This is a genomic window from Streptomyces sp. NPDC111744, from assembly GCF_055634995.1.
The window spans coordinates 23,489-49,531 of the sequence record NZ_JBVKCG010000010.1; the positions used below are offsets into that span (position 1 = coordinate 23,489).

Genomic DNA, 26,043 nt, shown 5'->3' on the forward strand with positions numbered 1-26,043 from the left:
TTATTTGTTGCAAAGTCCTGTCTACTTATTGCGCGTTCATATCAACGATATTACGGTCCCCCTTGCGTCGCCGCCACCCCCTGCCTCCCCTCCGTCCCCCGCGTCCTGACGGCGCCAGCGGAACAGTTCCGGCGTTCCGCGTGAAAGGAGTGGCAAGTGTTCCATTCCATCCGAGATCTGAGACGAGCCCTCGTCTGGGCGGTCAGCACCGCGATGCTGGCCGCCGTCGGCGTCATCGCCCTGGCCGTCCAACCGGCCTGGGCGGCGACCGCCGCCACCGGCGGCAGCGGTGCGAGCCTGCCGTACGTCGAGGTGCAGGCGGAGAACTCCGCCACCAACGGCACGCCCATCGGCCCGAGTTACACCCAGGGCCAATTGGCCGACGAGGCGTCGTACCGCAAGGCGACGACGCTTCAGGGCACCGGCCAGTACGTCACGTTCACCACGCCGGTGGCCACCAACTCGATCAACTTCCGGTACAGCATCCCCGACACATCGGGCGGCTCGGTCTACACCGCCCCGCTGTCTCTGTACATCAACGGCGTCAAGCAGCCCGACTTCACCCTGACCAACGCCTACAGCTGGTACTACGGCAGCTACCCCTTCACCAACTCGCCGGGCAGCAACCCGCACCACTTCTTCGACGAGGCGCACCGGCTGTTCTCCACCACCTATCCGGCGGGAACGACCTTCAAGCTGCAGGTCGATCCGGGGGACACCGCCTCCTCGTACACGATCGACTTCGCCGACTTCGAGCAGGTCGGCGCCGCCCTGACCGCGCCCTCGGGGTCGGTGTCGGTGACCAGCAAGGGCGCCGACGCAACCGGTGCGGCGGACGCGACGAGCGCGTTCAACGCCGCGATCAGCGCGGCCGGCCCCGGCGGCACCGTGTGGATCCCGCCGGGCACCTACAACATCCCCGGCCACATCAGCGTCAACAACGTCACGATCGCCGGCGCCGGCATGTGGTACTCGACCGTCACCGGCACGGCACCCGGCTTCTACGGCAACTCCGCACCCTCGGCCAGCACCGGCGTGCACCTCCAGAACTTCGCCGTCTTCGGCGATGTGCAGGAGCGCAACGACAGCGCCCAGGTGAACGGCATCGGCGGCGCGATGAGCAACTCGACCGTCTCCAACCTGTGGATCGACCACATGAAGGTCGGCGCCTGGATGGACGGGCCGATGGACGGCCTGACGTTCAGTGGCATGCGCATCCGTGACACCACCGCCGACGGCATCAACTTCCACGGCGCCGTCACCAACTCGAAGGTGACCAACAGCGACATCCGCAACACCGGCGACGACGGCATCGCCACCTGGGCGGACTCCGGTATCGGAGCCGACGCCAACGACACGATCTCCAACAACACCGTGTCCCTGCAGATCCTCGCAAACGGCATCGCCATCTACGGCGGCCACGACAACACCGTCAGCGGCAACCGGGTGGTGGACTCCGGCATCACCCAGGGCGGCGGCATCCACGTGGGGCAGCGCTTCTCGTCGACACCGGTCGGTACCACCACGATCTCCGACAACACCATGATCCGGGACGGCAGCCTCGACCCCAACTGGCAGTTCGGCGTGGGCGCCCTGTGGTTCGACGGCAGCCAGGGCGCGATCACCGGCCCGGTCAACGTGACCAACGCGCTGATCCAGCAGAGCCCGTACGAGGCGGTCCAGTGGGTCGAGGGCACCATCAGCGGGGTCAACCTCAACAACGTGACCATCGCCGGCACCGGAACCTTCGCCCTGCAGGAGCAGACCGGCGGCGCGGCGAAGTTCACCAATGTCACGGCGACCGGCGTCGGCTACTCCTCCCCGGTGTACAACTGCTCGGGCGGGAACTTCACGGTGACCGACGGGGGCGGCAACTCCGGCATCAGCGGCACGCCGTACTGCGGAGGGTGGCCGGCTCCGGTCTACCCGCCCTACCCGTCCGAAGGCGTGACGACCACCCCCGGGGCGCTGAACTTCGGTTCGGTCCCGACCGGTTCGACCAGCGCCGCACAGACCGTGACGGTCTCCAACCCGACCGGCACCGCCGCCTCCGTCTCGTCGATCTCCACCAGCGGCGACTACTCCCAGACCAACACGTGCGGCTCGTCGATCGCGGCGAACGGCTCGTGCACCGTCAGCGTGAAGTTCGCGCCGACGGCGACCGGCAGCCGTAGCGGAGCTCTGACCGTCAACGCGGGCGGGATCACCAACACGGTCAGCCTCTCCGGTACCGGCACCGCGCCGGGCCCGGTGCTGAACACCGACCCGGCGAGCCTGTCCTTCACCGCCACGGTGGTCGGCTCGTCGGCCACCGCGCAGAAGGTGACGGTGACGAACTCGGGCACCGCGTCGGCGACCGTCTCGGGCGTCGCGGTCACCGGTGACTTCAGCCAGACCAACGACTGCGCCACCCTGGCGGTCGGTGCGTCCTGCACGGTGAATGTCGGGTTCAAGCCCACCGCGGGCGGAGCGCGCACGGGCAACCTGACCGTCACCAGCAACGCCAACAACAGCCCGACCGTCGTCTCCCTGACCGGCAGCGGCATCGACAGCACCACCAACATCGCCGCAGGGCGGCCGGCGTCGGCGAGTTCCAGCTCCAGCCCGTACGTCGCCTCGAACCTCACCGACCCGGACGCCTCGACGTACTGGGAGAGCGCGAACGGTTCGTTCCCGCAATGGGCCCAGGTCGACCTCGGCCAGAACTACGGCGTCGGCAAGGTCGTGCTCAAGCTCCCGCCGGCGACGGCGTGGTCGGCACGCACGCAGACGCTGTCGGTGCAGGGATCCACGGACGGCTCCAGCTTCTCCACGATCAAGGCATCGGCCGGATACACCTTCGACCCGAACACCAACAACACCGTGACCATCACGTTCAACGCCGCCACGGCGAGGTACGTGCGGGTGAACATCACCGCCAACACAGGGTGGAACGCCGCCCAGCTGTCGGACTTCGAGGTGTTCCCCGGCAATGGCGGCTCCTCGACGGCGACCTTGTCGGCCAGCCCGACATCGCTGACGTACTCCACCCAGGCCCTCAACACCGCCAGCAGTGCGCAGACGGTCACGGTGACCAACACCGGTACCGCGGCCGCGACCGTCTCCGGCGTCACCGTCACGGGCGATTTCTCGCAGACCAACACCTGCGGGACGTCGATCGCGGCGAACGCCTCCTGCACGGTGGACGTCACGTTCAAGCCCACCGCGTCCGGCACCCGCACCGGCGATCTCAGCATCGCAAGCAACGCGTCGAACGGCACGACCACGGTCGCGCTGACCGGCACCGGCGCCGGCACGGTCAGCAGGAACCTGGCAGCCGGCGCGGCCACCACCGAGTCCAGCCACACCGACGTCTACGCGTCGTCGAACGTGACGGACGGCAACCAGGGCTCCTACTGGGAGAGCGCCAACAACGCCTTCCCCCAGTGGGTTCAGGTCGATCTCGGTTCCGCGCAGAGTGCGAGCCGAGTCGTCCTCCAGCTCCCCGCGGCCTGGGGCGCCCGTAACCAGACGCTGTCCCTGTCGGGCAGCACCGACGGCTCCAACTTCACCACCATCAAGTCGTCGGCCACATACACCTTCGACCCCACCACCAACAACACGGTCACCATCACGTTCTCCGCGACCACCCAGCGGTACGTCCGGGTGAACATCACGGCGAACAACGGCTGGCCGGCCGGTCAGATCTCGGAGTTCCAGGTCTGGAACACCTGACCCCACCCGATGGTGCCGCCGAGCGCCGGCGCGCTCGGCGGCACCGACCACCGACCACCGAAGAGGAGTCCAGATGGGTGTCACACGCAGGGTCTTCCTACGGACCGCGATCGCGGCCACCGCGGTGGGAACCGTGGGAGCCACCGGGACCGCACTCGCCCCGACCGCGTCGGCGGCCAGCTCGCCGGGTGACGTGGTCGGCAGGATCAGCGTCGGCTACCAGGGCTGGTTCGCCTGCGTCGGCGACGGCGCCCCCATCAACGGCTGGTGGCACTGGAGCCAGGACTGGGGCCGGTCGCCGTCCCCGTCCAACACCGCCATCAAGTGCTGGCCGGACGTACGCGAATTCACCAACGCGTACCAGACCTCGTACGCCGCCCTCGGCAACGGCCGCCCCGCCACACTGTTCTCGTCGTACGACCAGCAGACGGTGAACACCCACTTCCTGTGGATGCAGCAGAACGGCATTGACACCGCCGCCCTGCAACGCTTCAACCCCACCGGCGGCGAGGGCCCCACCCGCGACGCCATGGCGACCAAGGTACGCGCCGCCGCCGAGTCGTACGGGCGGAAGTTCTACATCATGTACGACGTCACCGGCTGGACGAACATGCAGTCCGAGATCAAGACGGACTGGACGAACAAGATGTCCGCGCACACCGCGTCCTCGGCATACGCGAAACAGAACGGCAAGCCGGTCGTCTGCATCTGGGGCTTCGGCTTCAACGACAACAACCACCCCTTCACCGCTGACGCCTGCCTGGACGTCATCAACTGGTTCAAGGGCCAGGGCTGTTACGTCATCGGCGGCGTCCCGCGCGAATGGCGGACGGGCACCGGGGGATCACGGGCCGGCTACCTGGGCGTCTACCACGCCTTCAACATGATCTCGCCGTGGATGGTCGGCGCCATCGGCAACGTGACAGAAGCCGACAACGCCTACACCACCTACACCGTCCCCGACCAGGCCGACTGCAACGCCAACGGCATCGACTACCAGCCCTGCGTCCTGCCCGGCGACGTCTCCGGCCGGCAGCGTGCGCACGGCGACTTCATGTGGCGGCAGTTCTACAACATGGTGCGGGCCGGGGTGCAGGGCATCTACATCTCGATGTTCGACGAGTACAACGAGGGCAACCAGATCGCCAAGACCGCCGAGACCCAGGCCTGGGTGCCCACCAACTCCGGATTCCTCGCCCTCGACGAGGACGGCACCGCCTGCTCCTCGGACTACTACCTGCGCCTGACCGGCGACGGCGGCCGCATGCTCAAGGGCCAGATCGCGCTGACCGCCACCCGGCCCACCCAGCCGACCGTCCCCACCGGCGGCGACACCACACCGCCGGCCGCACCGGGCGCCCTGACCGTCACCGGGCACACCGGCAACTCCGTCTCGCTGGCCTGGAGCGCCTCGACCGACAACGTCGGCGTGACCGGCTACCGCGTCCTTCAGGTCTCCGGCTCGACCAGCACTCAGGTGGGCACCACCAGCGCCGCCTCGTTCACCGTCACCGGACTCGCCGCGTCCACCGCGTACACCTTCGACGTCGTCGCCCTCGACGCGGCGGGAAACGTGTCGCCCCCCTCCAACCAGGTCACCGTCACCACCGACCCGCCTTCCGGCACCACCAACCTCGCCCTCCACCGCCCCACCTCGGAGAGCAGCCACACCCAGACCTACGCCTCGGGCAACACGACCGACGGTGACACCAACACCTACTGGGAGTCCGCCAACAACGCCTTCCCGCAGTGGGTCCAGGTTGATCTGGGTGCCGCCACCGGCGTCAGACGGATCGTCCTGCACCTTCCCCCGGCGACCGCCTGGGCCACCCGTACCCAGACCCTTTCCGTCCAGGGCAGCACCGACGGGGGCACCTTCGCCCAGCTTCTCGCCTCCGCGGGCTACACCTTCGACCCGGCGACCGGCAACACCGCGACCCTCATGCTCCCCGCCACCGTCACCACCCGCTACGTACGCCTCACCTTCACCGCCAACAACGGCTGGCCGGCCGGGCAGGTCTCGGAGTTCCAGGTCTTCGGCGCCTGATGCCCGGCCCACCTCGGCCTATAGTTCGTCGCATGAGTCGCTGGGAGGAACTGACCGGGGGCACGTCCGGGAAGGACTACGCCGCACGGTTCGCCGCCGTGGCCCGCAGCGGCAAGGACGTACACGGAGAGGCACGGTTCTGCGCGGCCCTGGTGCCCGCCGGAGCACGGGTGCTGGACGCCGGGTGCGGCACCGGACGGGTCATGATCCGGCTCACGGAACTCGGCTACGACTGCGTGGGGGTGGACCTCGACGCGTCGATGCTGGCCGTGGCGCGGGAGCAGGCCCCGCAACTGCCCTGGTTCCAGACCGACCTGACCGAGTTCGAGCCCCGTCGGCTCGGCATCGCGGCCGACTTCGATCTCGTGGTCGCCGCCGGCAACATCTTCCCGTTGCTGGCGGCCGGCACCGAGGCCACCGTGGTCGAGCGGCTGGCCGCTGCCCTGCGCCCCGGGGGCCTGCTGGTCGCCGGGTTCGGCCTGGACCAGGCGCATCTGCCCGTGCCGCCCAGCATCACCCTGCCCGAGTACGACGACCACTGCGCCGCGGCCGGCCTCACCCTCGTCGACCGCTTCGCCACCTGGGACGCCGACCCCTACGACGGCGGCGGGTACGCCGTGAGCGTCCACCGCCGCCAGAAATCCTGAACACCTTCGCATAGACCCCGGCGGTGCGGGCCCGTGGTGGCGGTGTCGAAGGAGCCTTTGTCGCGGAACCGTAACTCCCGCAAGGTTTTCCACCGTTCGGCCCGGCTCCCGGCCTGTCCTGCGCAGGGGGCGGGTTCGCGTCTTCGGTGGCACTGACCCGCGGCGACGGGCCGGCCGGGGCTCGGCCGCCGGGCCCCGGCACGCGCCCGGCCGTGAACTTCGCGTTCAGAAAGTCCTGTTGGGCTCGTTGACATGCCCCGAGCACAGGCGTTTCACTCGACACTCGTGCATGGCAACGTTGTCAGGCTGTGGGAGCGACCCCAACCGTTGCCTGTCACCGGCATTCCGGTGTTTTTCGGCGCGCCGACACCTGATGTGCGAAGCACGAACTGCTGCGGAGGCAACCGATGGTGAGACCCCGACGTCCAGCTGCACCAGCCGACCGAGCAAGATTCCGCCGACGCCTCGTTGTGGTCTGCGTCCTGGGCATGGCGGCCCTTCCGCTTCCGGCGATCGGAAGCGCCCAGGCCGCGGGCAACGCGACACCGCCCCTCGTGAAGGACCCCGCGTCCCTCGTCAACCCCCTCATCGGCACCTCCGGTGCGGTGGACACCTTCCCCGGCCCCGACATGCCCGCCGGCATGGTGCAGTGGGGCCCCGACACCACCCCCCACCGCCCCGACGGCGGCGGCTACGAGTACACCGCCAGTAAGATCTCCGGTTTCAGCCTCACCCATGTCTCCGGACCCGGCTGCCCCGTCGCGGGCGACCTGCCGATCCTGCCGGTGACCGGTGCGCTGTCGGGCGACCTCGGCAGCACGTCCGTCGGCTTCGGTCATGACAAGGAGCAGGCCGGGACCGGGTACTACAAGGTCACCGACGCCAACGGGGTCAGCACCGAGCTGACCGACACCACCCGTGCCGGCCTCGGCACCTTCACCTTCCCCTCGGACCAGCAGGCGAACCTGCTGTTCAAGCTCAGCGGGGGCGCCACCCAGGTGGACGGTACCCGGGTCCAGGTGGTGAACAGCAAGGAGATCAGCGGCGCGATCGACAGCGGGCACTTCTGCGGTGCGAGCAACCGGTACACGCTGCACTTCGACATCAAGTTCGACCGGCCGTTCACCGCGAGCGGCACCTGGGTCGGCAGCACCATCACCCCCGACGCGACGTCACTGAAGGCGGGCAAGGTACGGCAGACCCCGAAGGCGTCCACGTCGGCACCGCTGAAGGAGAAGCACTTCACCGTCCCGGCGAAGCCTGCCCCGACGATCCACAAGAGCGGTGCCAAGGCTGCCGGCGCGTCCGCCCAGCCTCCCATGACCGGCGCGAACGGCATGTACCTCACCTTCGACACCTCGTCGAACCCCAAGGTGACGGCAAAGGTCGGTATCTCGTACACCAGTGACGCCAACGCGGCCGACAACCTCAGCGCCGAGATCGGGAACTGGAACGTCGGTGCCGTCGAGCGGGCCAACCATGACGTCTGGAACACGGTGCTGAAGAACATCCAGGTCGGCGGCGGATCCGCCGACCAGCAGACGCAGTTCTACACCGCGCTCTACCACGCGCTGCTGCACCCCAACGTCTTCTCCGACGCCAACGGCCAGTACATGGGCATGGACAACCAGGTCCACAGACTGGCCAAGGGACAGAAGGCCCAGTACGCCAACTACTCGGGCTGGGACACCTACCGCTCCCAGACCCAGCTGATGGCGATGGTCGAGCCGAAGGTCGCCAGCGACGTCGTCACCTCGATGCTCAACGGCTACGACCAGACCGGCCTGCTGCCCAAGTGGGCCTCGAACAACGGCGAGAGCTACGTGATGGTCGGTGACCCCGCCGCCGGCATCATCGCCGGTGCGTATGCCTTCGGCGCGACGGACTTCGACACGGGCAAGGCCCTGGCGGCGCTCCAGCACGAGGCCACGGTCCCGAACAACGACCGCCCCGGCGAGTCGGTGCGGGACGCGAAGGGCTACCTCCCGCTGGACGAGAGCTACGGCTGCTGCAACTTCTACGGCCCGGTCTCCACCCAGCTTGAGTACGACTCCGCCGACTACGCCCTGGCCGCCTTCGCCAAGTCGCTCGGCAAGACCGCCGTCTACGAGAAGTTCGCCACCCGCGCCCAGGACTGGATGAACGTCTTCAACCCCCAGACCGGTTACCTCCAGGCCAAGAACAAGGACGGCCGGTTCGCGGGCGGTTTCACCCCCGGCACCTCCAACGGCTTCGTGGAGGGCACCTCCGCCCAGTACACCCCCATGGTCCCGTTCAACCTGAAGCAGCTCATCCAGGCGCGCGGCGGCACCAAGGCGTACTCGTCCTACCTGGAGAGCCTGCTCGACAACATCACGAGCCCCGGCAACACCGACGCCGACCTCAGCAACGAGCCCAGCGTGGAGATCCCCTGGGAGTACAACTACACGGGTGAACCGTGGAAGACCCAGGCGGCCGTCCGCGAGGCCCAGCAGGACCTCTACTTCAACGCCCCGGTCGGCTCGTTCGGCAACGACGACCTCGGCGCCATGAGCTCCTGGTACGTCTGGTCCGAGCTGGGCATGTACCCGGAGACCCCGGGTGCGGACACCCTGGTGCTCGGCAGCCCGGTGTTCCCGGTGGCCCAGGTGACCCTCGGCGGTAGGACGGTGCGGATCAATGCCCCGCAGGCCGCGCCCGACGCGCCGTACGTGCAGTCGCTCGGCGTCAAGGGCAAGGCATGGAACACCTCCTGGCTGACGTACCAGCAGTTCAAGGGCGCCGGCACCATGGACTTCACGCTCGGTACCGAGCCCAACACGGCCTGGGCGTCCGGCCCGTCGGCGGTGCCGCCGTCGGACACCACGGGCGGCGGCCGGGTGCTGGCCGCGACCGGTCCCTCCAGCGACGGCCTGGTCCTCCAGCCGGGTACGGCCGGTGACGGCACGCTCGACCTGACCAACCTCGGCGACAAGGCCGTCACGGTCGACTGGACGGCGACGGCGCCCACCGGCGTCACCCTGGACACGGCGTCCGGCTCGCTGACGGTGCCCGCCTCGGGCAGCGCCGAGGCGAAGGTCCATGTGACGGCGGGCGCGGACGAGGGGACGTACTCCGTCACCTTCGCCCTGACCGACCACAGCACCGGCGCGGCACTGCCCGGAGCGGTCCTCCGTGCCGCCGTGGCCAAGGCCGGTGCACTGTGGCCGTACGACACCAACGAGGGCGTCTACCCCGACGGCAGCAGCTTCTCGGGCGGATTCGACGGTGGCGGTTGGGCCTTCTCGCAGAACGCGCTGTCGGCGGCCGGTGTCACCAGCGGCTCCACCCTCGCGGTCGACGGCATCTCCTATGTCTGGCCGACGGTGACGTCCGGGCAGCCGGACAACCTGGAGATGGCCGGCCAGACCATCCCCATGCCGGCCGGTACGTCGGGTGCGTCGCTCGGGCTGCTGGGCGCGGCGACCAACGCACCGACCAACGGCCAGGGGGTCTCGGGCACGCTGACCGTCACCTACACCGACGGCACCACCTCCCAGGCGACGGTCGGCTTCTCGGACTGGACGCTCAACGGCGGGGGGAGCAAGCCGCTGCCGGGTGACACGACGGCCGTCACGACGGCCTACCGGAACACCGGGAGCGGTGGCCGCGACAACGTGAAGACCTATGTCTTCGCCACGAAGGTCCCGCTGGATCCGTCCAGGCAGGTGGCCTCGGTCACGCTGCCGGTGACCGGCCTGACGGGCACCGACCACCTGTTCTCCTACGGCTTCGGCCAGTAAAGAACGCCGGAGGGCCGGTTCCCGGACGTGAGCCCGGGAACCGGCCCTCCGGTACGAGGTGCTCAGGCGAGACTGAAGTCGTCGGCGTAGACGGCGGCCTGGCCGTACCAGCCGTGGACGTAGACGGTGACCGTGCCGCTGCTGCCGGTGGTGAAGCCGACCTTGAGCTGGTTCCAGCTCGCGCTGTTCGACCAGGTGCTCGCGGTGGCACCGCCGCTGACGCCGAGGTAGGCGTACGGGCCCTGCACCCAGCCGGAAAGCGTGTAGGTGTGGTTGGGGGAGAGGGTGACGGTCTGGTCGCACTCGCCGGTGCCACTGGAACTCGGCGTGACCTGGAGGCTGTGACTGCCGCTGTGGACCGGGGTGGAGACGACCGTGCTACCGCCCGTGCAGGTCCAGGGGCCCAAACCGCCGGTCTCGAAGCCCGCGTTGGTCAGCGAGCCGCCGCCGCCTCCGCTGCCGGAGGAGGTGACCGTGAGTGTGTAGGTCGCGCTGTGGCTGCCGCTCGCGGCGGTGCCGGTGACGGTGATCGGGTAGCTGCCCGGGGCCACCGACGAGCCGACCGTCGCCGTCAGTGTCGAACTGCCCCCGGACGTCACGGAACCCGGGCTGAAGGAGACGCCGACCCCGGAGGGTGCGCCGGAGGCGGAGAGGCCGACGGACTCGGCGCTGCCGGAGGTGACGGCCGTGGCGACGGTCGCGGTCGCCGAACCTCCCTGGGCGACCGAGGCGGAGCCCGGCGACAGGGACAGGGAGAAGTCGGTGGTGCCTCCGCCGCCGCCCGAGCTGCCCCCGTACGGCGCGAACGCGTCCGTGAACGCGAGCGGGTTCTGGCTGATCTCACTGCACGTGGACAGCGAGTTGGCACTTCCGCCACACGGCTGGTCCCGGTTGACCGACCAGAACGCGAGCCGCCCGACACCGTTCTGCGCGGCGAAGCTCTCCACCGTCTGGGCGTCGGCCAGGGTGAACGTGGACCCGTCGTCGTTTTTGCCGATCATCGGGGTGATGCCGAGGTTGGCGTAGGTGTAACCGGAGTCGACGGACTGCATCTGCGCCAGCGTGGCCCTGGCCGCGGCGAGGGCATCCTGGCCCATCTCGGTGCCGGTGCCGGCGTAGTAGTCCATGGTCATGATGTTGACGACGTCGATCTTGATGCCGGCGTTCTTGGCGGCCTTGAGGATGTTGATGCCGTCGCCGGTCAGCCCGCTCGTCAGCACGGGCAGGGTCATGGAGAACTGGAGGCCCGGGTTGGCGGCCTTGAGGTCCTTCATCGCCTGCATCTGACGGGCCGCGGCCGCGGTGTCGGCCACGGCGGCGCCCTCGACGTCGAAGTCGAGCTGGGTGACGCCGTAGTCGTTGATGATGGCCTGGTATCCGGAGTCGATGCTGCTCTGGTTCGAGCACGTCCACGCGAGCGGCTCGCCGGCCGCACCGCCGGAGGAGATGATCACGGAGGCGCCCTCGGACTTCGCCCTGGCGATCTCGGGGTCGGTGTAGGAGTCGTTGCCGATGGGGAGCGTGTCGCCCCAGATCTGGGAGCAGCCCTCGCCGAGGACGAAGGCCGCCGTGTAGGCCTTGAGCCCGTGTCCGGTGACGGCGGTGTCGAGCAGACCTTCCTGACCGTTCGACATGTCGACGTAGGGAGCCACGGAGTAGACGCTGCCCGCCGCCGCGTTGCCGGCGGGGGCCAGCGCGACGGCGGCGCCGGTGGCCGTGAGTGCGAGGGCGCACACGGAAGCCGCGAGTCTTGCCAGGTGCATGACAGTACGCTGCATGAAGTGGCCCTTTCGGGATGCCCATCGAGGGCGGAGGGGTGGGGCCGGGAGAGTATTGGTACATACCAAACTCCGGGAGGTCTCCGCCGTCAAGAGGACTAGACCAAAGGCTCTGCCAAGACACGCGCGTCCTCCGCCGGACACGCTTCTTCCGCCGGACCCGCGCCTCCCGTCTCCGGCGGGTGGGGCGGAGACGGGAGACACCGGGCTACTTCGCGGTCAGGAACTCGTCGCCGGACAGCGGGCGGCCCACGATCCGGATGTCGCCGATGCCGCCGTGGAAGACGATGTCGACGGCACCCGCGTACTCATGGCCGCCCACCAGCCAGGGCAGCCCGAGCGAAGTGAGGCCGACGGACAGGCGGTTCGGGTTGTCGACGACCGGAGCGCCCTCGACGTACAGCTTCGTGTGGCGGCCGTCGTTGACCACCGCCAGGTGCCACCGCTTGAGCTCCACCAGGCCGTGACCCCAGTTGGTGGTCGGGTAGGTGTCGTTGAGCGGGTAGTGGTTGAACTGCGGCTCGCGGCCGTTGTTCGAGATGGCGAGCTGGAGCACGGGCTCGCCCGGGTCGGTGTTCTTGCCGTGCTTGCCGGCGTCAGCGGCCGAACCCCGGCGGCTGAGTATCGACGCCCAGCCGTTGCGGCCCGCGTCCCAGTCCAGCGGCATCCGCACGAACGTCTCGATGGTGTACCCGGACTTGAACGTCTCGGCGTTCAGCGGAGCCTTCGCCCCGGTGGTCAGATACGAGCCGTGGAGCGGGTTGCGGCCGCCCGCGAACGTCAGGCTGGCGTGCGCGGGCTGGTCGGGGTGGTGGTCGTCGGACCAGGTCAGCGCGGAGGCGGCGGTGCCCGGCAGGGTCACCACGGTCAGGTCGTTGCCCTTGCCGGACAGGTCGGGCACGGTCTGGCCCGCGGTGAGCGCGGCGCCGGGCGTGCCCTGCCCGTCGAAGCGCCAGTAGGCCAGCGTGCCCTTCACCAGCTCCCGGGCGGCCGGACGGGCCGGCCTGACCGGAACCGGCGCGAAGCCGGAGAACCGCTCGGTGAAGTCGACCGGCACCGAGAAGTTGTCGACCGGGCCGGTGATCCGCGCGTGCTGGGCGGCCAGTTCGGTGCGGGACTCCGGCTTCTGGGCCAGGATTCAGGGGTTGACCGTCTCGACGTCGATGGTGTTCCGGGCCAGGTCGAAATGGTACAGGCGGATCATGCCGCCACCGCCGAAGTAGCGGTTCTGGTAGTTGGTGATGTGCAGATGCACCTCGTGACCGGCGGCGTTCTTCGCGGTCGTACGCGCGGGCGGCCAGTAGTGGCCGTTGAGGGTGAGGAAGATCTGGTCGTTGTCGTTGATCAGTTTGTCCCAGACCGTCCGGCCGTAGTCGGAGAGCACGGCGTTGTTCTCCGGGTCGCCGGACTCGTACGGGAAAACGTTGTCATCGTAGTTCGAGTAGACGAGGTCATGCGTCGTGAGGATCACCGGCAGCTTCGGGTGGGCCTTGATGACGCCGTCGGCCCAGGCGAATCCCTGCTCGCTGGTCCGCCAGTCCAGGGCCGGCAGCAGCCAGGAGCGTCCGGCGGCCTCGAAGATGTGCGCGGTGTTGTAGCCGGTCGCGTCCGACCCGGCGAACGTCTTCGCGTGCTTGAAGCGCTGCGGGCCCATGGTCTGCAGATACGGCGTGTCACCGCGGCTGTCGTCGCCGCTCACGTCGTGGTTGCCGGCCAGCACGCTGTAGGCGGCGCCGTGCGCGTCCAGCAGGTCGAACGCCTTGTCGACCTGCTGGAACGAGGAAGGGTCCGCGTCCTGGATCAGGTCGCCGAGGTGGGCCATGAAGACGATGTTGTCGTCAAAGGCGTTACCGCTGTTGCCGATGACGTAGCGGAACGACTCCTCCTGCGGCGTCCGGTTGACGCTGTCCTGGCTGCCCCAGTACAGGATCTGGGTGTCCGGCATGACTGCGAGGGTGAACCGGAGGGCGGTCGGATCCGGTCTCCAACTGCCGGTCCTGCCGCTGCAGGCGAGGTCCGCGGCGTACGCGGGTGTGCCGGCGAGCGCGGAGGCGCCCACGGTTGCCGCTCCCGCACCGGCCAGCGCCGCGTTGCAGAGAAAACCACGCCGACTCTGCCCGGTCGTTCTTGTGACGGAGTGTCACCCTGAATGGACATAGGGCCTTTCCCGGGGTCGATGGATCAAACGGCGACGACGCTACCCAGAAGGGCCCCGGGGCGGGCGGACAAGAGATGACAAGCGAAGGCCGGGCGTCTGTCCAGGATCGAAAGACTGACGCGTACGCCGTCGTTCGGCGCCGGTTACTTTCCGACCAGCCGGTCGGTCGCTCAGGCCGAAGGCTCCGAAACGGTGTGCTCGCCGCGCCGGACGAAGGCCAGGGCCGCCCACGCCATGGCGACCAGCGGGATGACACCCGAGATGATCACCTGCCCCTGGCTGGAGACCAGGCTGTTCGGGGTGCCCAGCAGATAGCCGAGGCCGATGCAACTGCGGGACAGCGCCTGGAAGCAGGCCCAGGCGCTGCCGTGCACCTCGGCCGGTACCCGCGAGTGCACCGCGTTGCGCAGGCCGACGTTGCACGCGCCGTTGCCGAAGCCCGCGATCAGGAACAGCGGGAAGATCACCGCGGTGACCGGGATCAGACCGGTGAGGAGCAGGCCCAGGCCGATGCCCGAGATGCCGCCGACGATCAGCAGGGCGTGCCGGTCCGCCCAGCCCACGCGGCCCGCGAGCAGGGCGCCGGGGACGGACCCGAGGGCCCAGGCCGCCAGGAAGAGGCCGAAGACGGTGTCGTTGCCGTGGACGACGTCCCGCAGGTAGAAGACGCCCGCGACGTTCTCGATGCTGGTGGCCAGCATCGCCGCCGCCAGTGCCGGCATCAGCGTGCCCACCACCGGGGCGTCGCGCAGCGCCCGGTAGCCGTCCGCGAGCTTCGTGGCGGGACGGCGGCCGATCGCCACGTCCACGGTGCTCGGCACCGCCAGCATGGTGCAGCCCGCGAGCACGAGGAAGGACACGGCGTCCACCGCGAGGAGCACCCCGGTGCCCCACTGGGAGTTGAGGAAGCCGGCCAGCGGAGGCCCCAGCAGCCCCGCCACGGAGAGCCCGGCCGTCAGCAGGCTGTTCGCCCGGCCCGTGTGCCGGTCACCGGCGACGGCGGGCAGCATCTTGAACCCGGCGGCCACCGAGGCCACTCCGGCCAGGGCCGACAGCGCGATCAGCGCGACCCTCACATGGAACCCGCCGACGGCGGTCGCCGCACCGAGGGACAACGACTGGGCCAGCAGCGCCCACAGACACACCGCGCGCGCACTGAACCGGTCGACCACGGAGCCGATCAGCGGTGCGGCGAGCACCGTGGGGATGAGTTCGGCGAGCATCACCTCGGTCACCCCGAACCGGATGTCCCGGTCCGCCGCGTGCAGCACCAGCCCCAGCGAGGCGAGGGTGTCGCCGAGACGGGAGAAAAGCGTTCCCGCGATGAGCACCTGCGCGGCGACCGGCATCGCGGTACCCCTGCGCAGCGCGGCGAACGGCGCTCTCCGCGTCTTTTGCGTGTCCAATCCAGTCCAATCCGTCCACTTGCTGTGCTCATTCAGTCTGCTCGCCGATCAGATTAGGCCTGCTCGCAGAGTGGTGGAGCGTCCACCGGCCACCGGGACGGGCTGCTTTCCGGCCTTTGCGTGCCCTGCCGGGCCCCGGGGCACGATCCTAATTTCTCAGCCACGAGCGGTGCTTCACCGAAAATCCACACATGTTCCACATCAACTCCGGCCGGTCCGGGACCTGCCGACGCGTTCCGCGTGCCACCCGCGACGATGCGCATCCAGGGCGTTCCGGACGTCCTTTCCCGGGTTGGCCGGGCGGGTGAAGAGCAGGACCGGCTTGATGTCCCGCTGGGAGCCGTAAAGCGTGTTTTTCGGCCAATCGCTGGAGTTGCGGCGGTCTCTTCCGGTGAACCGCTCCACCTCCGCCCGTCGACCCGGAAAGCGCCTTCCGGGACGGCCGGGTTATCGACGCCGGCCAGATGAATGTCCGGAAAATGCCGGGACAGCGAGCCGCCGTATTCGCCGAGAACGGAGAAAAGGGAACGAACCGGTATCGCCGGGAAGCGCAGGTCCCCCGGTCGGAAAACCGAGTGCCACGCCCCGCACGCTCTGCCTACACTCGCTCGGTATCACGCACCGTAGCCGCGGAAGGCGGTCACGGCGCTTTACCGTCACGAGTTCGGACGATTGAGGGGAGAGGGCCATGTGCGACCGCGCGACTGCCGCCTCTTCCCGCTCCCGCTACGAGGTGATCCTCGTGTCCCCGTCCCTCCGGTACCCGCTGCGCGGCCGGTACCGGACTCCGTGACGCCCGACGGGCTCTTCAACTCCTGGCATATGCCGGAACATTGACGTCCCGTCAGCCGTAGTCCGGTGAACTTCACCGCCGTAGTCCGGCGAACTTCACCACACGGAAATTGCGCTGCCCATTCCAGGACCCCGCCAGGGAACCGCATTCGAAAGGCACCGGGCCATGCGCACCGAACTCCACCCGAACTCCCTCAACCCTCTTGCGGCTGTTCGCAACCTGGGCATCCTCGCCCACGTCGACGCCGGAAAGACCACCGTCACCGAACGCATTCTCTTCGCCACCGGCACCATCCACAAACGCGGCGAGGTCCACGACGGCACCACCGTCACCGATTTCGACCCCCAGGAACGCGACCGCGGCATCACCATCTTCGCCGCGGCCGTCAGCTGCGCCTGGGACGGCCATCGTGTCAACCTCATCGACACCCCCGGCCATGTCGACTTCGCCGACGAGGTCGAACGCTCCCTGCGCGTCCTCGACGGCGCGATCGCCGTGTTCGACGCGGTCGCCGGCGTGGAGCCGCAGAGCGAGTCGGTGTGGCGGCAGGCCGACCGGCACGGCGTCCCCAGGATCGCCTTCGTCAACAAGCTGGACCGCGCGGGCGCCGGCCTCGACGAAGCCGTCCAGTCGATCCGCACCCGCCTGCACCCGGCCCCGCTCGTCGTCCAGCTGCCCATCGGTACGGAGGACGGTTTCATTGGCGTCGTCGACCTCGTGCACATGCGTGCACTGGTCTGGCCGGACGACGGCGGCACGGCGGTGGCGGGACCGGTCCCCGAAGGGCTGCGCGCGGAGGCGGCGCGCCGGCGGCGCACGCTGGAGGAGGCGGTGGCCGCGCTGCACCCGGCCGCGCTGGAGGAGTTCTGCGCACCGGCCGGCCGGCTGTCCGTCGGCACGCTGCGCACCGCCCTGCGCGACCTCACCCTGACCGGCGAGGGCGTCGTCGTCCTGTGCGGCTCCGCCTACCGCAACCGGGGCATCGAACCGCTGCTGGACGCGGCCGTGGCCTATCTGCCCTCACCGCTGGACGTCCCCGCCGTACGCGGCACCCACGAGGGCGTCGAGCGGCGGCGGGCCGCCGACCCCGAAGGGCCTCTCGCCGCGCTCGCGTTCAAGGTAACCGCGACGCCCACCGGGCGCCTCACCCATGTCCGCGTCTACTCGGGCACGATCGAGAAAGGAGACACCGTGTGGGACCCCGCGACCCGCCGCACCGAACGCGTCGCCCGCATCCTCCGTGTCATGGCCGGCCGGCACGAGCCCCTCGACCGGGCGGTGGCCGGTGACATCGTGGCCGTCGTCGGACCGAAGTCGGCCCGCCCCGGCTCCACGCTGTGCACGCCGGACGACCCACTGCTCCTGGAGCCGCCCCTCGCTCCGGAACCGGTGGTGTCCGTCGCCGTCGAGGCCCGTCGCCGTACCGACACCGGCCGGCTGGCCCAGGCGCTGGCCCGGCTGGCCGAGGAGGACCCCTCGCTGCTGGTGCGCACCGACGCGGAGACCGGGCAGACCGTGCTGTCCGGGATGGGCGAACTGCACCTGGAGGTAGCCGTGGAGAAGATCCGCCGGGACGGCGGCCCCGAGGTCGCGGTGGGCCGGCCGCGGGTCGCCCTCCGGGAGACGGTGGCGCGCGGGGTGACCGGATTTGTCTACCGGCATGTCCATCAGACCGGCGGGGCCGGGCAGTTCGCGCATGTCGTCCTGGACGTCGAACCGCTGGGGCACGAGGCGGGCTTCGAGTTCCGGTCGGCCGTCGCCGGCGGCCGGGTGCCCCAGGAGTACGCCCGTGCGGTCGAGGCCGGCTGCCGGGACGCGCTCACCGAGGGCCCCCTCGGCGGCCACCCGGTCACCGGGGTGCGGGTCACCCTCACCGACGGCTCGACGCATGTGAAGGACTCCTCCGACACGGCGTTCCGTACGGCGGGCAGGCTCGGTCTCCGGGAGGCCCTGCGCGGCTGCGCGCTGGTCCTGCTGGAGCCGGTCGCCGAGGTCACGGTCACCGTGCCCGAGGACGCGGTCGGCGGTGTACTGGGCGACCTGGCCGCCCGGCGCGGCCGGGTCACCGGCTCCGCGAACAGAGGCGGGTCGGCGGTGGTGACCGCCACCGTGCCGCTGGCCGAACTCTTCGGCTACGCGACCCGCCTCCGCGGCCGCACCCAGGGCCGAGGCACCTTCACCACCCAGCCGACCGGCTACGCCCCGACACCGCCCACGGCTACCACCCGTTGACACCGGGACGGGGCCCGGGGACAACTTCCCCGGGCCCATCGCCGTAGGCGACGGTGCGCTTCGCTGTGAACAGCACGCCGTGCGCGGTGGCTGCCGTCGACAACGGCGTACTTCCGACGCGCGCAGCGGCTTGCCCGCCCCTGCCGTGAGGGTCGGGGCGTTCCATGCCGCGGGGGGTGGGGACGCCCGCTGCGGTGGGTGTTGGGGTCGTTGTCTGCCGTGGTTGTGGGGGCGCCTACTCCCGTGCGGTCGGGCCGCCTTAGCCTGGCGGCTCGGGTCGGTGTCTGCGGTGGGTGTGGGTTGGGCTTCGCGCGGCGGGTGGGTCGGTGTCTGCGGTGGGTGTGGGTTGGCCTTCGCGCGGCGAGTCGGGTCGGTGTCTGCCGTGGGTGTCGGTCCTCCTCCGCCCCGCAGCGTAGGCCTGTCCACCGCCGTGTGCAGAGGCCCGCCCCGCCGTGCAGAATCGACCGCACCGCGCCGGACGTGAGCCACGGCCCGCCCACCCCCGCCGTAACGCGTCCCCCCGTCGAAACACAACCGTTGTGGAACGCCCCCCGAGCCCTCCCTGCCCAGGTCACAGGGCTTCGGCCCAGGTCACACCGCCTGGGGTGGGCGGACCACCGGGTCGGAACCGGGTGTTCCCCGGCCCGCCTGCGCGGATACCCGTGCCGGATCCCTTGACGAGCTACTGATTCGAGGGGTTAACTCACGTCCTAAATTAAGCCATGAGGGGCTTCGGAAGCCGAACGGAGGTCTCGGCCTTCGCAATCGCGGGCGCCGGCCTTCGCGAAGCCCTCTCGGGGTTCTCTACTCCCGGAAAGGCACAGCTGGAGCCATGCGCAGCATCCGAGCCGCGGCCGTAGGCGCCGTCACCATGTCTCTCGCCCTCGCGGCCACGGCCTGCGGTGGCGGTTCGTCCACCGGGGGCGGGTCCAACGACTCCCCGAAGACGCTCACCTACTGGGCCTCCAACCAGGGTGCCAGCATCGAGGTCGACAAGAAGGTCCTTCAGCCGGAGCTCGACAAGTTCCAGAAGCAGACCGGCATCAAGGTCAAGCTGGAGGTCGTGCCCTGGTCGGACCTGCTCAACCGGATCCTGACCGCGACCACCTCCGGCCAGGGCCCCGACGTGCTGAACATCGGCAACACCTGGAGCGCCTCGCTGCAGGCGACGGGCGCGCTGCTGCCCTGGGACGCCAAGAACTTCGGCAAGATCGGCGGCAAGAACCGCTTCGTCGACTCCGCGATGGGCTCCACGGGTGCCGTGGGCAAGGACCCGGCGGCCGTACCGCTGTACTCGATGGCGTACGCGCTCTACTACAACAAGAAGATCTTCGCCGACGCGGGGATCGCCAAGCCGCCGGTCACCTGGGACGAGCTGATCGCCGACGGCAAGAAGATATCGGCCAAGGGCAAGTCGGTGCTCGGCGCCGAGGGCGGCAACGTGTCGGAGAACATCCACCACACCTTCGTCTTCGCCAAGCAGCACGGCGCCGACTTCTTCACCTCCGACGGCAAGCCGGACTTCACCAACGACAAGATCGTCGCCGCGGTGAAGCAGTACGTCGACCTGATGGCCAAGGACAAGGCCATCCCGACCAGCGACGCCGAGTACGCGCAGAACCAGTCGGTGAGCGACTTCGCCAAGGGCAAGCTGGCGATGCTGCTGTGGCAGTCGGCATCCTCCAACCTCAAGTCGCAGGGCATGAGCGACAGCGACTACGGCATCGCCCCCGTGCCCGTGCAGTCCGGCACCCCCGGCACCGGAGCCCAGGTCAACTCGATGGTCGCCGGCATCAACCTGGCGGTCTTCAAGAACACCAAGAACCTCGACGGCGCGACGAAGTTCGTGAAGTTCATGACCAGCGACGACGAGCAGAAGATCCTCAACACCGCCTACAGCTCCATCCCGCCGGTCAAGGCCGCCCAGGAGGACCCGGCCTTCAACACCCCCGCCAACTCGGTCCTGAAGAACACGCTCGCCACCAGCGCCGCGGCCCTGCCCCAGGTGGCCGCCGAGTCGCAGTTCGAGACGACCGTCGGCACCGCCGTGAAGAACCTGTTCGCCGCCGCGGCGGCCGGTCACGCCGTCACCACCGACTCCGTGAAGGCCGAGCTGGAGAAGGCCCAGCAGCAGATGCCGGCGGCCTGAGCACCATGACGACCACCACCACCGCCGTGCACGAGCCGGTGCGTGCGAACTCCCCCGGGGCGGCGGGCGGCTCGGGCCGCCGCCCCGGGCGGATCCGCCGGATCGGACTGCCCTACCTGCTGCTCCTGCCCGCTCTGCTGCTCGAACTCCTCGTCCATCTGATACCGATGGTCATCGGCGTCGTGATGAGCTTCAAGGAGCTGACCCAGTTCTACATCCGCGACTGGGGCACCGCCCCCTGGTCCGGGTTCGACAACTACCGCACGTCGATCGAGTTCAACGCCCCGGTCGGCAAGGCCCTGTTGCACTCCTTCCTCGTCACCGTCGGCTTCACCCTGCTCTCGGTCGGCCTGTGCTGGCTGATCGGTACCGCGGCCGCGGTGTTCATGCAGGACGCCTTCCGCGGCCGGGGCCTGTTGCGGACCCTGTTCCTGGTGCCGTACGCGCTGCCGGTCTACGCGGCCGTCATCACCTGGGTGTTCATGTTCCAGCACGACAACGGCCTGGTGAACCACGTCCTGCACGACCAGCTGCATCTCACCGACAAGCCGTCCTTCTGGCTGATCGGCGACAACAGCTTCTGGGCGCTGCTGACCGTGTCCGTCTGGAAGGGCTGGCCGTTCGCCTTCCTGATCGTGATGGCCGGACTCCAGAACATCCCCAAGGAGCTGTACGAGGCGGCCGCCCTGGACGGCGCCGGCATGGTGCAGCAGATCCGCCGGATCACCCTGCCCTCGCTGCGCCCGGTCAACCAGGTGCTGATCCTGGTCCTGTTCCTGTGGACGTTCAACGACTTCAACACGCCGTACGTCCTGTTCGGCAAGGCCGCTCCGGAGGCCGCCGACCTCATCTCGGTCCACATCTACCAGGCCTCCTTCGTCACCTGGAACTTCGGCACCGGCTCGGCGATGTCCGTGCTCCTGCTGCTCTTCCTGCTGGTCGTGACCGGCGTCTACCTCGCGCTCACCTCACGCGGACGGAGGACCGCCGATGTCTAGCCCCAGTTCGCCGATGGCCCCGCCGCGCTCCTTCCTCTGGGCCCGGGCGATCTTCCTCACGCTGCTCACCGGGTTCGTGCTGATCCCCGTGTACGTGATGATCTCCAGCTCGCTGAAGCCGCTCGCGGACGTCACCGGCAAGTTCCGGTGGCTGCCCAGCGGGCTGACCATCCGCCCGTACATCGACATCTGGTCGACGGTCCCGCTCGCGCGGTACTTCGTGAACTCGCTGATCGTGGCGGTCGCGGCGACCGTCTGCTCGGTCGTGGTCGCGGTGTTCGCCGCCTACGCGGTCAGCCGCTACGAGTTCCGCGGCAAGCGGATCTTCACGGTCACCGTGCTGTCCACGCAGATGTTCCCGGGCATCCTCTTCCTGCTCCCGCTGTTCCTGATGTACGTCAACATCGGCAACGCCACCGGCATCGCGCTGTTCGGCTCCCGCGGCGGCCTGATCCTCACCTACCTGACGTTCTCGCTGCCGTTCTCGATCTGGATGCTGATCGGGTACCTCGACTCGGTGCCCAGGGACCTGGACGAGGCGGCGCTGGTGGACGGCTGCGGACCGCTCGGCGCGCTGTTCCGGGTGGTCGTACCGGCGGCGATCCCGGGAATCGTCGCGGTCGCCGTCTACGCCTTCATGACGGCCTGGGGCGAGGTGCTGTTCGCGTCGGTCATGACCAACGACACCACCCGCACCCTCGCCGTCGGCCTCCAGGGCTACTCCACGCAGTACGACGTCTACTGGAACCAGATCATGGCCGCCTCGCTCGTGGTGAGCGTCCCCGTCGTGGCCGGCTTCCTGCTCCTCCAGCGCTACCTCGTCGCCGGGCTGACGGCGGGCGCCGTCAAGTGAACCCGCCTCCCTCCGAAGTTCCGAAGCTTGTCGCGAAAGGAATTACGTGACCATCGACCTCGCCGCACTCCCGCACGACTTTCTGTGGGGCACGGCAACCGCGGCGTACCAGATCGAGGGAGCCGTCGCCGAGGACGGCCGCTCACCCTCCATCTGGGACACCTTCTCGCACACCCCGGGGAAGATCGCGGGCGACGACAACGGCGACATCGCCTGCGACCATTACCACCGCTGGCGCGAGGACATCGGCCTGATGGGCCGACTCGGCACCAACGCCTACCGGTTGTCGATCGCCTGGCCGCGCGTGCGGCCCGGCGGCGACGGCCCGGTCAACGCCAAGGGCCTCGACTTCTACGACGAGTTGATCGACGCCCTGCTCGCGGCGGGGATCACCCCCTCGGTCACCGTCTATCACTGGGACCTGCCGCAGGCCCTCCAGGACCGGGGCGGCTGGACCGAGCGCGCGACCGCCGAGCACTTGGCCGACTACGCCTCCGTGGTCGCCGAGCGCTTCGGTGACCGCGTCCGGCACTGGACCACCCTCAACGAGCCCTGCTGCTCGGCCTGGATCGGCCACCTGGAGGGCAAGATGGCCCCGGGCCTGACGGACCTCACCACCGCCGTCCGCGCCTCCTACCACCTGCTCCTCGGCCACGGCCTGGCCGCCCAGGCGATCCGCGCCGCCGCGCCGGGCGCCGAGGTCGGCATCGTGAACAACCTCTCGACCGTGTTCGCCGCTTCGGACCGTCCCGAGGACCAGGCCGCCGTCCGCCGCCACGACGGACACGTCAACCGCTGGTGGCTGGACCCGGTGCACGGCCGCGGCTTCCCGGCCGACATGGTCGAGACGTACGGCGTCGAACTCCCAGAGCGCCCCGGCGACCTGGAGACCATCGCCACCCCGCTCGACTGGCTGGGCCTGAACTACTACTTCCCGGCCTACGTGGAGGACGACCCGAACGGCCCGGCCCCGTACGCCCGTTCGGTGCGCCGCCCCGACGTCCCGCGTACCGGGATGGACTGGGAGATCGACGCGAGCGGCATCGAGACGCTGCTGCTGCGCCTCACCAACGAGTACGGCGCCCGCAAGCTCTACGTCACCGAGAACGGCTCGGCCTACCCGGACGTGGTCCGCCCCGACGGCACGATCGACGACCCCGAGCGCCAGGAGTACCTGGTCGGCCATCTCGCCGCCTGTGCCTCGGCGGCCCGCAAGGGCGCCCCGCTGGCCGGGTACTTCGCCTGGTCGCTGCTGGACAACTTCGAGTGGGCGTACGGCTACGACAAGCGCTTCGGCCTGGTCCACGTCGACTACCGCACCCAGGTCCGCACGATCAAGGGCAGCGGCCACCGGTACGCGGACATCATCCGCGACCACCGGGGGCAGGCCCGCAGGGCGGCCTGACACGACCGCGGTGGGCGCGGACCAGGGGAGTTCCGCGCCCACCGCACCGCACTCCCACACGCATGCACGACGGTCCACGGCTCATGGACACCGAACTCTGATCTGTCATGAACACAACAACATGTGCACCATCGACACTCAGGAGACCCGCATGCCATCCCGCATTCCCCGCACCCTCCTGGCCGCCCTCGCGACGGCTGCCCTGCTGGCCTCGGGCCCGGTCCTGGCCGCCCCGGCGACCGCCGCTGCCGCCGCCGTGACCTGGGACACCGACCGAGCGAACACCGCCTACGCGGCGAACCCGAACGCCGTCACCGCCTCCGGCAGCGAGAACGGCGGCACCACCCCCGGACTGGCCTTCGACGGCAACGGCGCCACCCGCTGGTCCAGCAACTTCGCCGACGACGCCTGGATCCGGATCGACCTCGGCACGACGATCCGCATCGACCGGGTGGTCCTCGACTGGGAGGCCGCCTACGGCAAGAGGTACGTCCTGGAAGTCTCGAAGAACGGCACGGACTGGACGCCGTTCTACACCGAGACCGCGGGCACCGGCGGCTCGGTCACCGCGAGCACCTACCCGCAGGAGGTCACCGGCCGCTACGTCCGGATGCGCGGCATCGAACGCGCCACGCCCTACGGCTACTCGCTCTGGAACTTCAAGGTCTACGGCGGCGAACCGGCCCCCGCGTCCTCGACCGTCACCAACCTCGCCCTGAACCACCCGGCGTACTCCAACTACTACCAGCACGCGGGCAATTCCCCGGCGTTCGCCACCGACGGCGGCTGGCCGGCCGACCTGAAGGGCGACTCCACCCGCTGGTCGAGCGACTGGAACGCCGACCGCTGGATCTCGGTCGACCTGGGCGCCACCTCCACGATCTCCTCCGTGGACCTGTACTGGGAGTCGGCGTACGCCGTCGACTACCTCCTCCAGGTCTCCGACGACAACATCAACTGGCGCACGGTGTACGAGCCTTCCGCCGCCGCCATCGCCACCCGCCGCGCGAACGTCGTCGCCCCCTCGGACGCCGCGGGCCTGCACGACACCGTCACCCTTCCCTCCCCGGCCACCGGCCGCTATGTCCGGATGCTCGGCAAGGAGCGCCGCAGCTTCTACAACCCGGCCCCCTACACCGCCCAGTTCGGCTACTCCCTCTACGAGTTCCAGGTCTGGGGCACCGGCGGCGGCGCGCAGGCGGCCTACCCCGCGCTCCCGGGCGAGCAGCCGGGCACGTACCAGACCACGTTCTTCGACGACTTCACCGGCAGCTCGCTGGACCGCTCCAAGTGGCGGGTCGTCCGCACCGGCACCGAGATGGGCCCGGTCAACGGCGAGTCCCAGGCGTACGTCGACTCGACGGACAACGTCCGGACGCAGAACGGCGAGTTGATCCTGAAGGCGAAGTACTGCAAGGGCTGCACCCAGGCGGGCGGCGGCACCTACGACTTCACGTCCGGCCGCATCGACACCAACACCCACTTCGACTTCACCTACGGCAAGGTCAGCGCCCGTATGAAACTCCCGGTCGGCGACGGCTACTGGCCCGCCTTCTGGCTGCTGGGCAGCAACGTCGACAACCCGTCGGTCTCCTGGCCGGCCTCCGGCGAGACCGACATCATGGAGAACATCGGCTACCCGACGTGGACGAGCACCTCGCTCCACGGCCCCGGCTACTCGGCCGACGGCAACATCGGCACCCGCCAGACCTTCCCGAACGGCGGCACCATCGATCAGTGGCACACCTACGCGGTGGAGTGGACGCCGACGGCGATGCGCTTCTACGTCGACGACACCCTGGTCCAGGAGACCACCCGCAACAAGCTGGAATCGACCCGCGGCCAGTGGGTCTACGACCACAACCAGTACGTCATCCTCAACCTCGCCCTCGGCGGCGCCTACCCGGCCGGCTGGAACCAGGTCACCAGCCCCTACTGGGGCCTGCCGCAGTCCAGCGTGGACAAGATCGCGGCCGGGGGAGTGCAGGCGGAGGTGGACTGGGTGCGGGTGGAGCAGAAGAGGTAGGGACCGGATACGTGCCCCGGTGGCCGCGCTGCCGAGGGGAGGCGGGCGAGGGGCCGGGGGCCGGTGGCCGACCGCG

The 26,043-nt window shown here is 69.4% G+C and carries 14 protein-coding genes; 10 read left to right on the top strand and 4 right to left on the bottom strand.

The annotated features are described in order from the left end of the window. Nucleotides 1-156: 156 nt before the first annotated feature. The 4 genes from ACZ7OO_RS22765 (at nt 157) to ACZ7OO_RS22780 (ending at nt 10,169) form a co-directional block, all read left to right on the top strand. A complete protein-coding gene (locus ACZ7OO_RS22765) occupies nt 157-3,714 on the top strand; it encodes a choice-of-anchor D domain-containing protein (RefSeq protein WP_471507005.1) in 3,558 nt (1,185 codons plus the stop codon). A gap of 73 nt (nt 3,715-3,787) precedes the next feature. Continuing rightward, nucleotides 3,788-5,761: a discoidin domain-containing protein gene (locus ACZ7OO_RS22770; protein WP_471507007.1), complete on the top strand. Its 1,974-nt coding sequence runs from the start codon at nt 3,788-3,790 to the stop codon at nt 5,759-5,761. Nucleotides 5,762-5,793: 32 nt separating this feature from the next. Next, complete coding sequence (locus ACZ7OO_RS22775) at nt 5,794-6,408, top strand: class I SAM-dependent methyltransferase (protein ID WP_471507009.1); 615 nt, start codon at nt 5,794-5,796, stop codon at nt 6,406-6,408. Nucleotides 6,409-6,896: 488 nt separating this feature from the next. Next, nucleotides 6,897-10,169: a GH92 family glycosyl hydrolase gene (locus ACZ7OO_RS22780; RefSeq protein ID WP_471507011.1), complete on the top strand. Its 3,273-nt coding sequence runs from the start codon at nt 6,897-6,899 to the stop codon at nt 10,167-10,169. A gap of 62 nt (nt 10,170-10,231) precedes the next feature. Here the strand turns inward: ACZ7OO_RS22780 and ACZ7OO_RS22785 are convergent, their stop codons facing one another. The 4 genes from ACZ7OO_RS22785 to ACZ7OO_RS22800 all read right to left on the bottom strand — a co-directional run bounded on the left by ACZ7OO_RS22785 (nt 10,232) and on the right by ACZ7OO_RS22800 (nt 15,454). Further along, nucleotides 10,232-11,932 carry a carbohydrate binding domain-containing protein gene (locus tag ACZ7OO_RS22785; protein ID WP_471507013.1) on the bottom strand — a complete coding sequence of 567 codons (1,701 nt, stop codon included), beginning with the start codon at nt 11,930-11,932 and terminating at the stop codon, nt 10,232-10,234. Between the two features lie 223 nt (nt 11,933-12,155). Continuing rightward, nucleotides 12,156-13,004, bottom strand: a complete 849-nt coding sequence (locus ACZ7OO_RS22790; RefSeq protein ID WP_471507015.1) for a LamG-like jellyroll fold domain-containing protein — start codon at nt 13,002-13,004, stop codon at nt 12,156-12,158. A gap of 81 nt (nt 13,005-13,085) precedes the next feature. After that, nucleotides 13,086-13,892, bottom strand: a complete 807-nt coding sequence (locus ACZ7OO_RS22795; protein WP_471507017.1) for a metallophosphoesterase family protein — start codon at nt 13,890-13,892, stop codon at nt 13,086-13,088. Nucleotides 13,893-14,275: 383 nt separating this feature from the next. Beyond that, a complete protein-coding gene (locus ACZ7OO_RS22800) occupies nt 14,276-15,454 on the bottom strand; it encodes an MFS transporter (RefSeq protein WP_471507019.1) in 1,179 nt (392 codons plus the stop codon). Between the two features lie 1,015 nt (nt 15,455-16,469). Between ACZ7OO_RS22800 and fusA the strand changes: the two genes are divergently transcribed. The 6 genes from fusA (at nt 16,470) to ACZ7OO_RS22830 (ending at nt 25,967) form a co-directional block, all read left to right on the top strand. Continuing rightward, nucleotides 16,470-18,536 (top strand): elongation factor G, encoded by a 2,067-nt coding sequence (gene fusA, locus ACZ7OO_RS22805; protein WP_471507021.1) that lies wholly within the window; start codon nt 16,470-16,472, stop codon nt 18,534-18,536. A gap of 832 nt (nt 18,537-19,368) precedes the next feature. After that, the gene (locus tag ACZ7OO_RS22810) at nt 19,369-20,685 is read left to right on the top strand and encodes an ABC transporter substrate-binding protein (protein ID WP_471507023.1); all 1,317 of its coding nucleotides are present in this window, start codon (nt 19,369-19,371) and stop codon (nt 20,683-20,685) included. 5 nt (nt 20,686-20,690) lie between these two features. Continuing rightward, the gene (locus ACZ7OO_RS22815; RefSeq protein ID WP_471507025.1) at nt 20,691-21,683 is read left to right on the top strand and encodes a carbohydrate ABC transporter permease; all 993 of its coding nucleotides are present in this window, start codon (nt 20,691-20,693) and stop codon (nt 21,681-21,683) included. Beyond that, entirely contained in the window at nt 21,676-22,536 is an 861-nt protein-coding gene (locus tag ACZ7OO_RS22820; protein WP_365798356.1) for a carbohydrate ABC transporter permease, read from the top strand. The genes ACZ7OO_RS22815 and ACZ7OO_RS22820 overlap by 8 nt, the downstream gene beginning before the upstream one ends. A gap of 46 nt (nt 22,537-22,582) precedes the next feature. Then, the gene (locus ACZ7OO_RS22825) at nt 22,583-23,941 is read left to right on the top strand and encodes a GH1 family beta-glucosidase (protein ID WP_471507028.1); all 1,359 of its coding nucleotides are present in this window, start codon (nt 22,583-22,585) and stop codon (nt 23,939-23,941) included. Between the two features lie 151 nt (nt 23,942-24,092). Beyond that, nucleotides 24,093-25,967, top strand: coding sequence for a discoidin domain-containing protein (locus ACZ7OO_RS22830; protein WP_471507030.1), 1,875 nt, complete (start codon nt 24,093-24,095; stop codon nt 25,965-25,967). The last annotated feature ends 76 nt before the right edge of the window (nt 25,968-26,043 follow it).

Bases quoted from the DNA above. Each gene is read 5' to 3' on its own strand.
- ACZ7OO_RS22770 (WP_471507007.1), top strand. From the start codon at position 3,788: ATGGGTGTCACACGCAGGGTCTTCCTACGGACCGCGATCGCGGCCACC.
- ACZ7OO_RS22775 (WP_471507009.1), top strand. From the start codon at position 5,794: ATGAGTCGCTGGGAGGAACTGACCGGGGGCACGTCCGGGAAGGACTAC.
- ACZ7OO_RS22780 (WP_471507011.1), top strand. From the start codon at position 6,897: ATGGCGGCCCTTCCGCTTCCGGCGATCGGAAGCGCCCAGGCCGCGGGC.
- ACZ7OO_RS22785 (WP_471507013.1), bottom strand. From the start codon at position 11,932: ATGCACCTGGCAAGACTCGCGGCTTCCGTGTGCGCCCTCGCACTCACG.
- ACZ7OO_RS22795 (WP_471507017.1), bottom strand. From the start codon at position 13,892: ATGCCGGACACCCAGATCCTGTACTGGGGCAGCCAGGACAGCGTCAAC.
- ACZ7OO_RS22800 (WP_471507019.1), bottom strand. From the start codon at position 15,454: ATGCCGGTCGCCGCGCAGGTGCTCATCGCGGGAACGCTTTTCTCCCGT.
- fusA (WP_471507021.1), top strand. From the start codon at position 16,470: ATGCGCACCGAACTCCACCCGAACTCCCTCAACCCTCTTGCGGCTGTT.
- ACZ7OO_RS22810 (WP_471507023.1), top strand. From the start codon at position 19,369: ATGCGCAGCATCCGAGCCGCGGCCGTAGGCGCCGTCACCATGTCTCTC.
- ACZ7OO_RS22815 (WP_471507025.1), top strand. From the start codon at position 20,691: ATGACGACCACCACCACCGCCGTGCACGAGCCGGTGCGTGCGAACTCC.
- ACZ7OO_RS22820 (WP_365798356.1), top strand. From the start codon at position 21,676: ATGTCTAGCCCCAGTTCGCCGATGGCCCCGCCGCGCTCCTTCCTCTGG.
- ACZ7OO_RS22830 (WP_471507030.1), top strand. From the start codon at position 24,093: ATGCCATCCCGCATTCCCCGCACCCTCCTGGCCGCCCTCGCGACGGCT.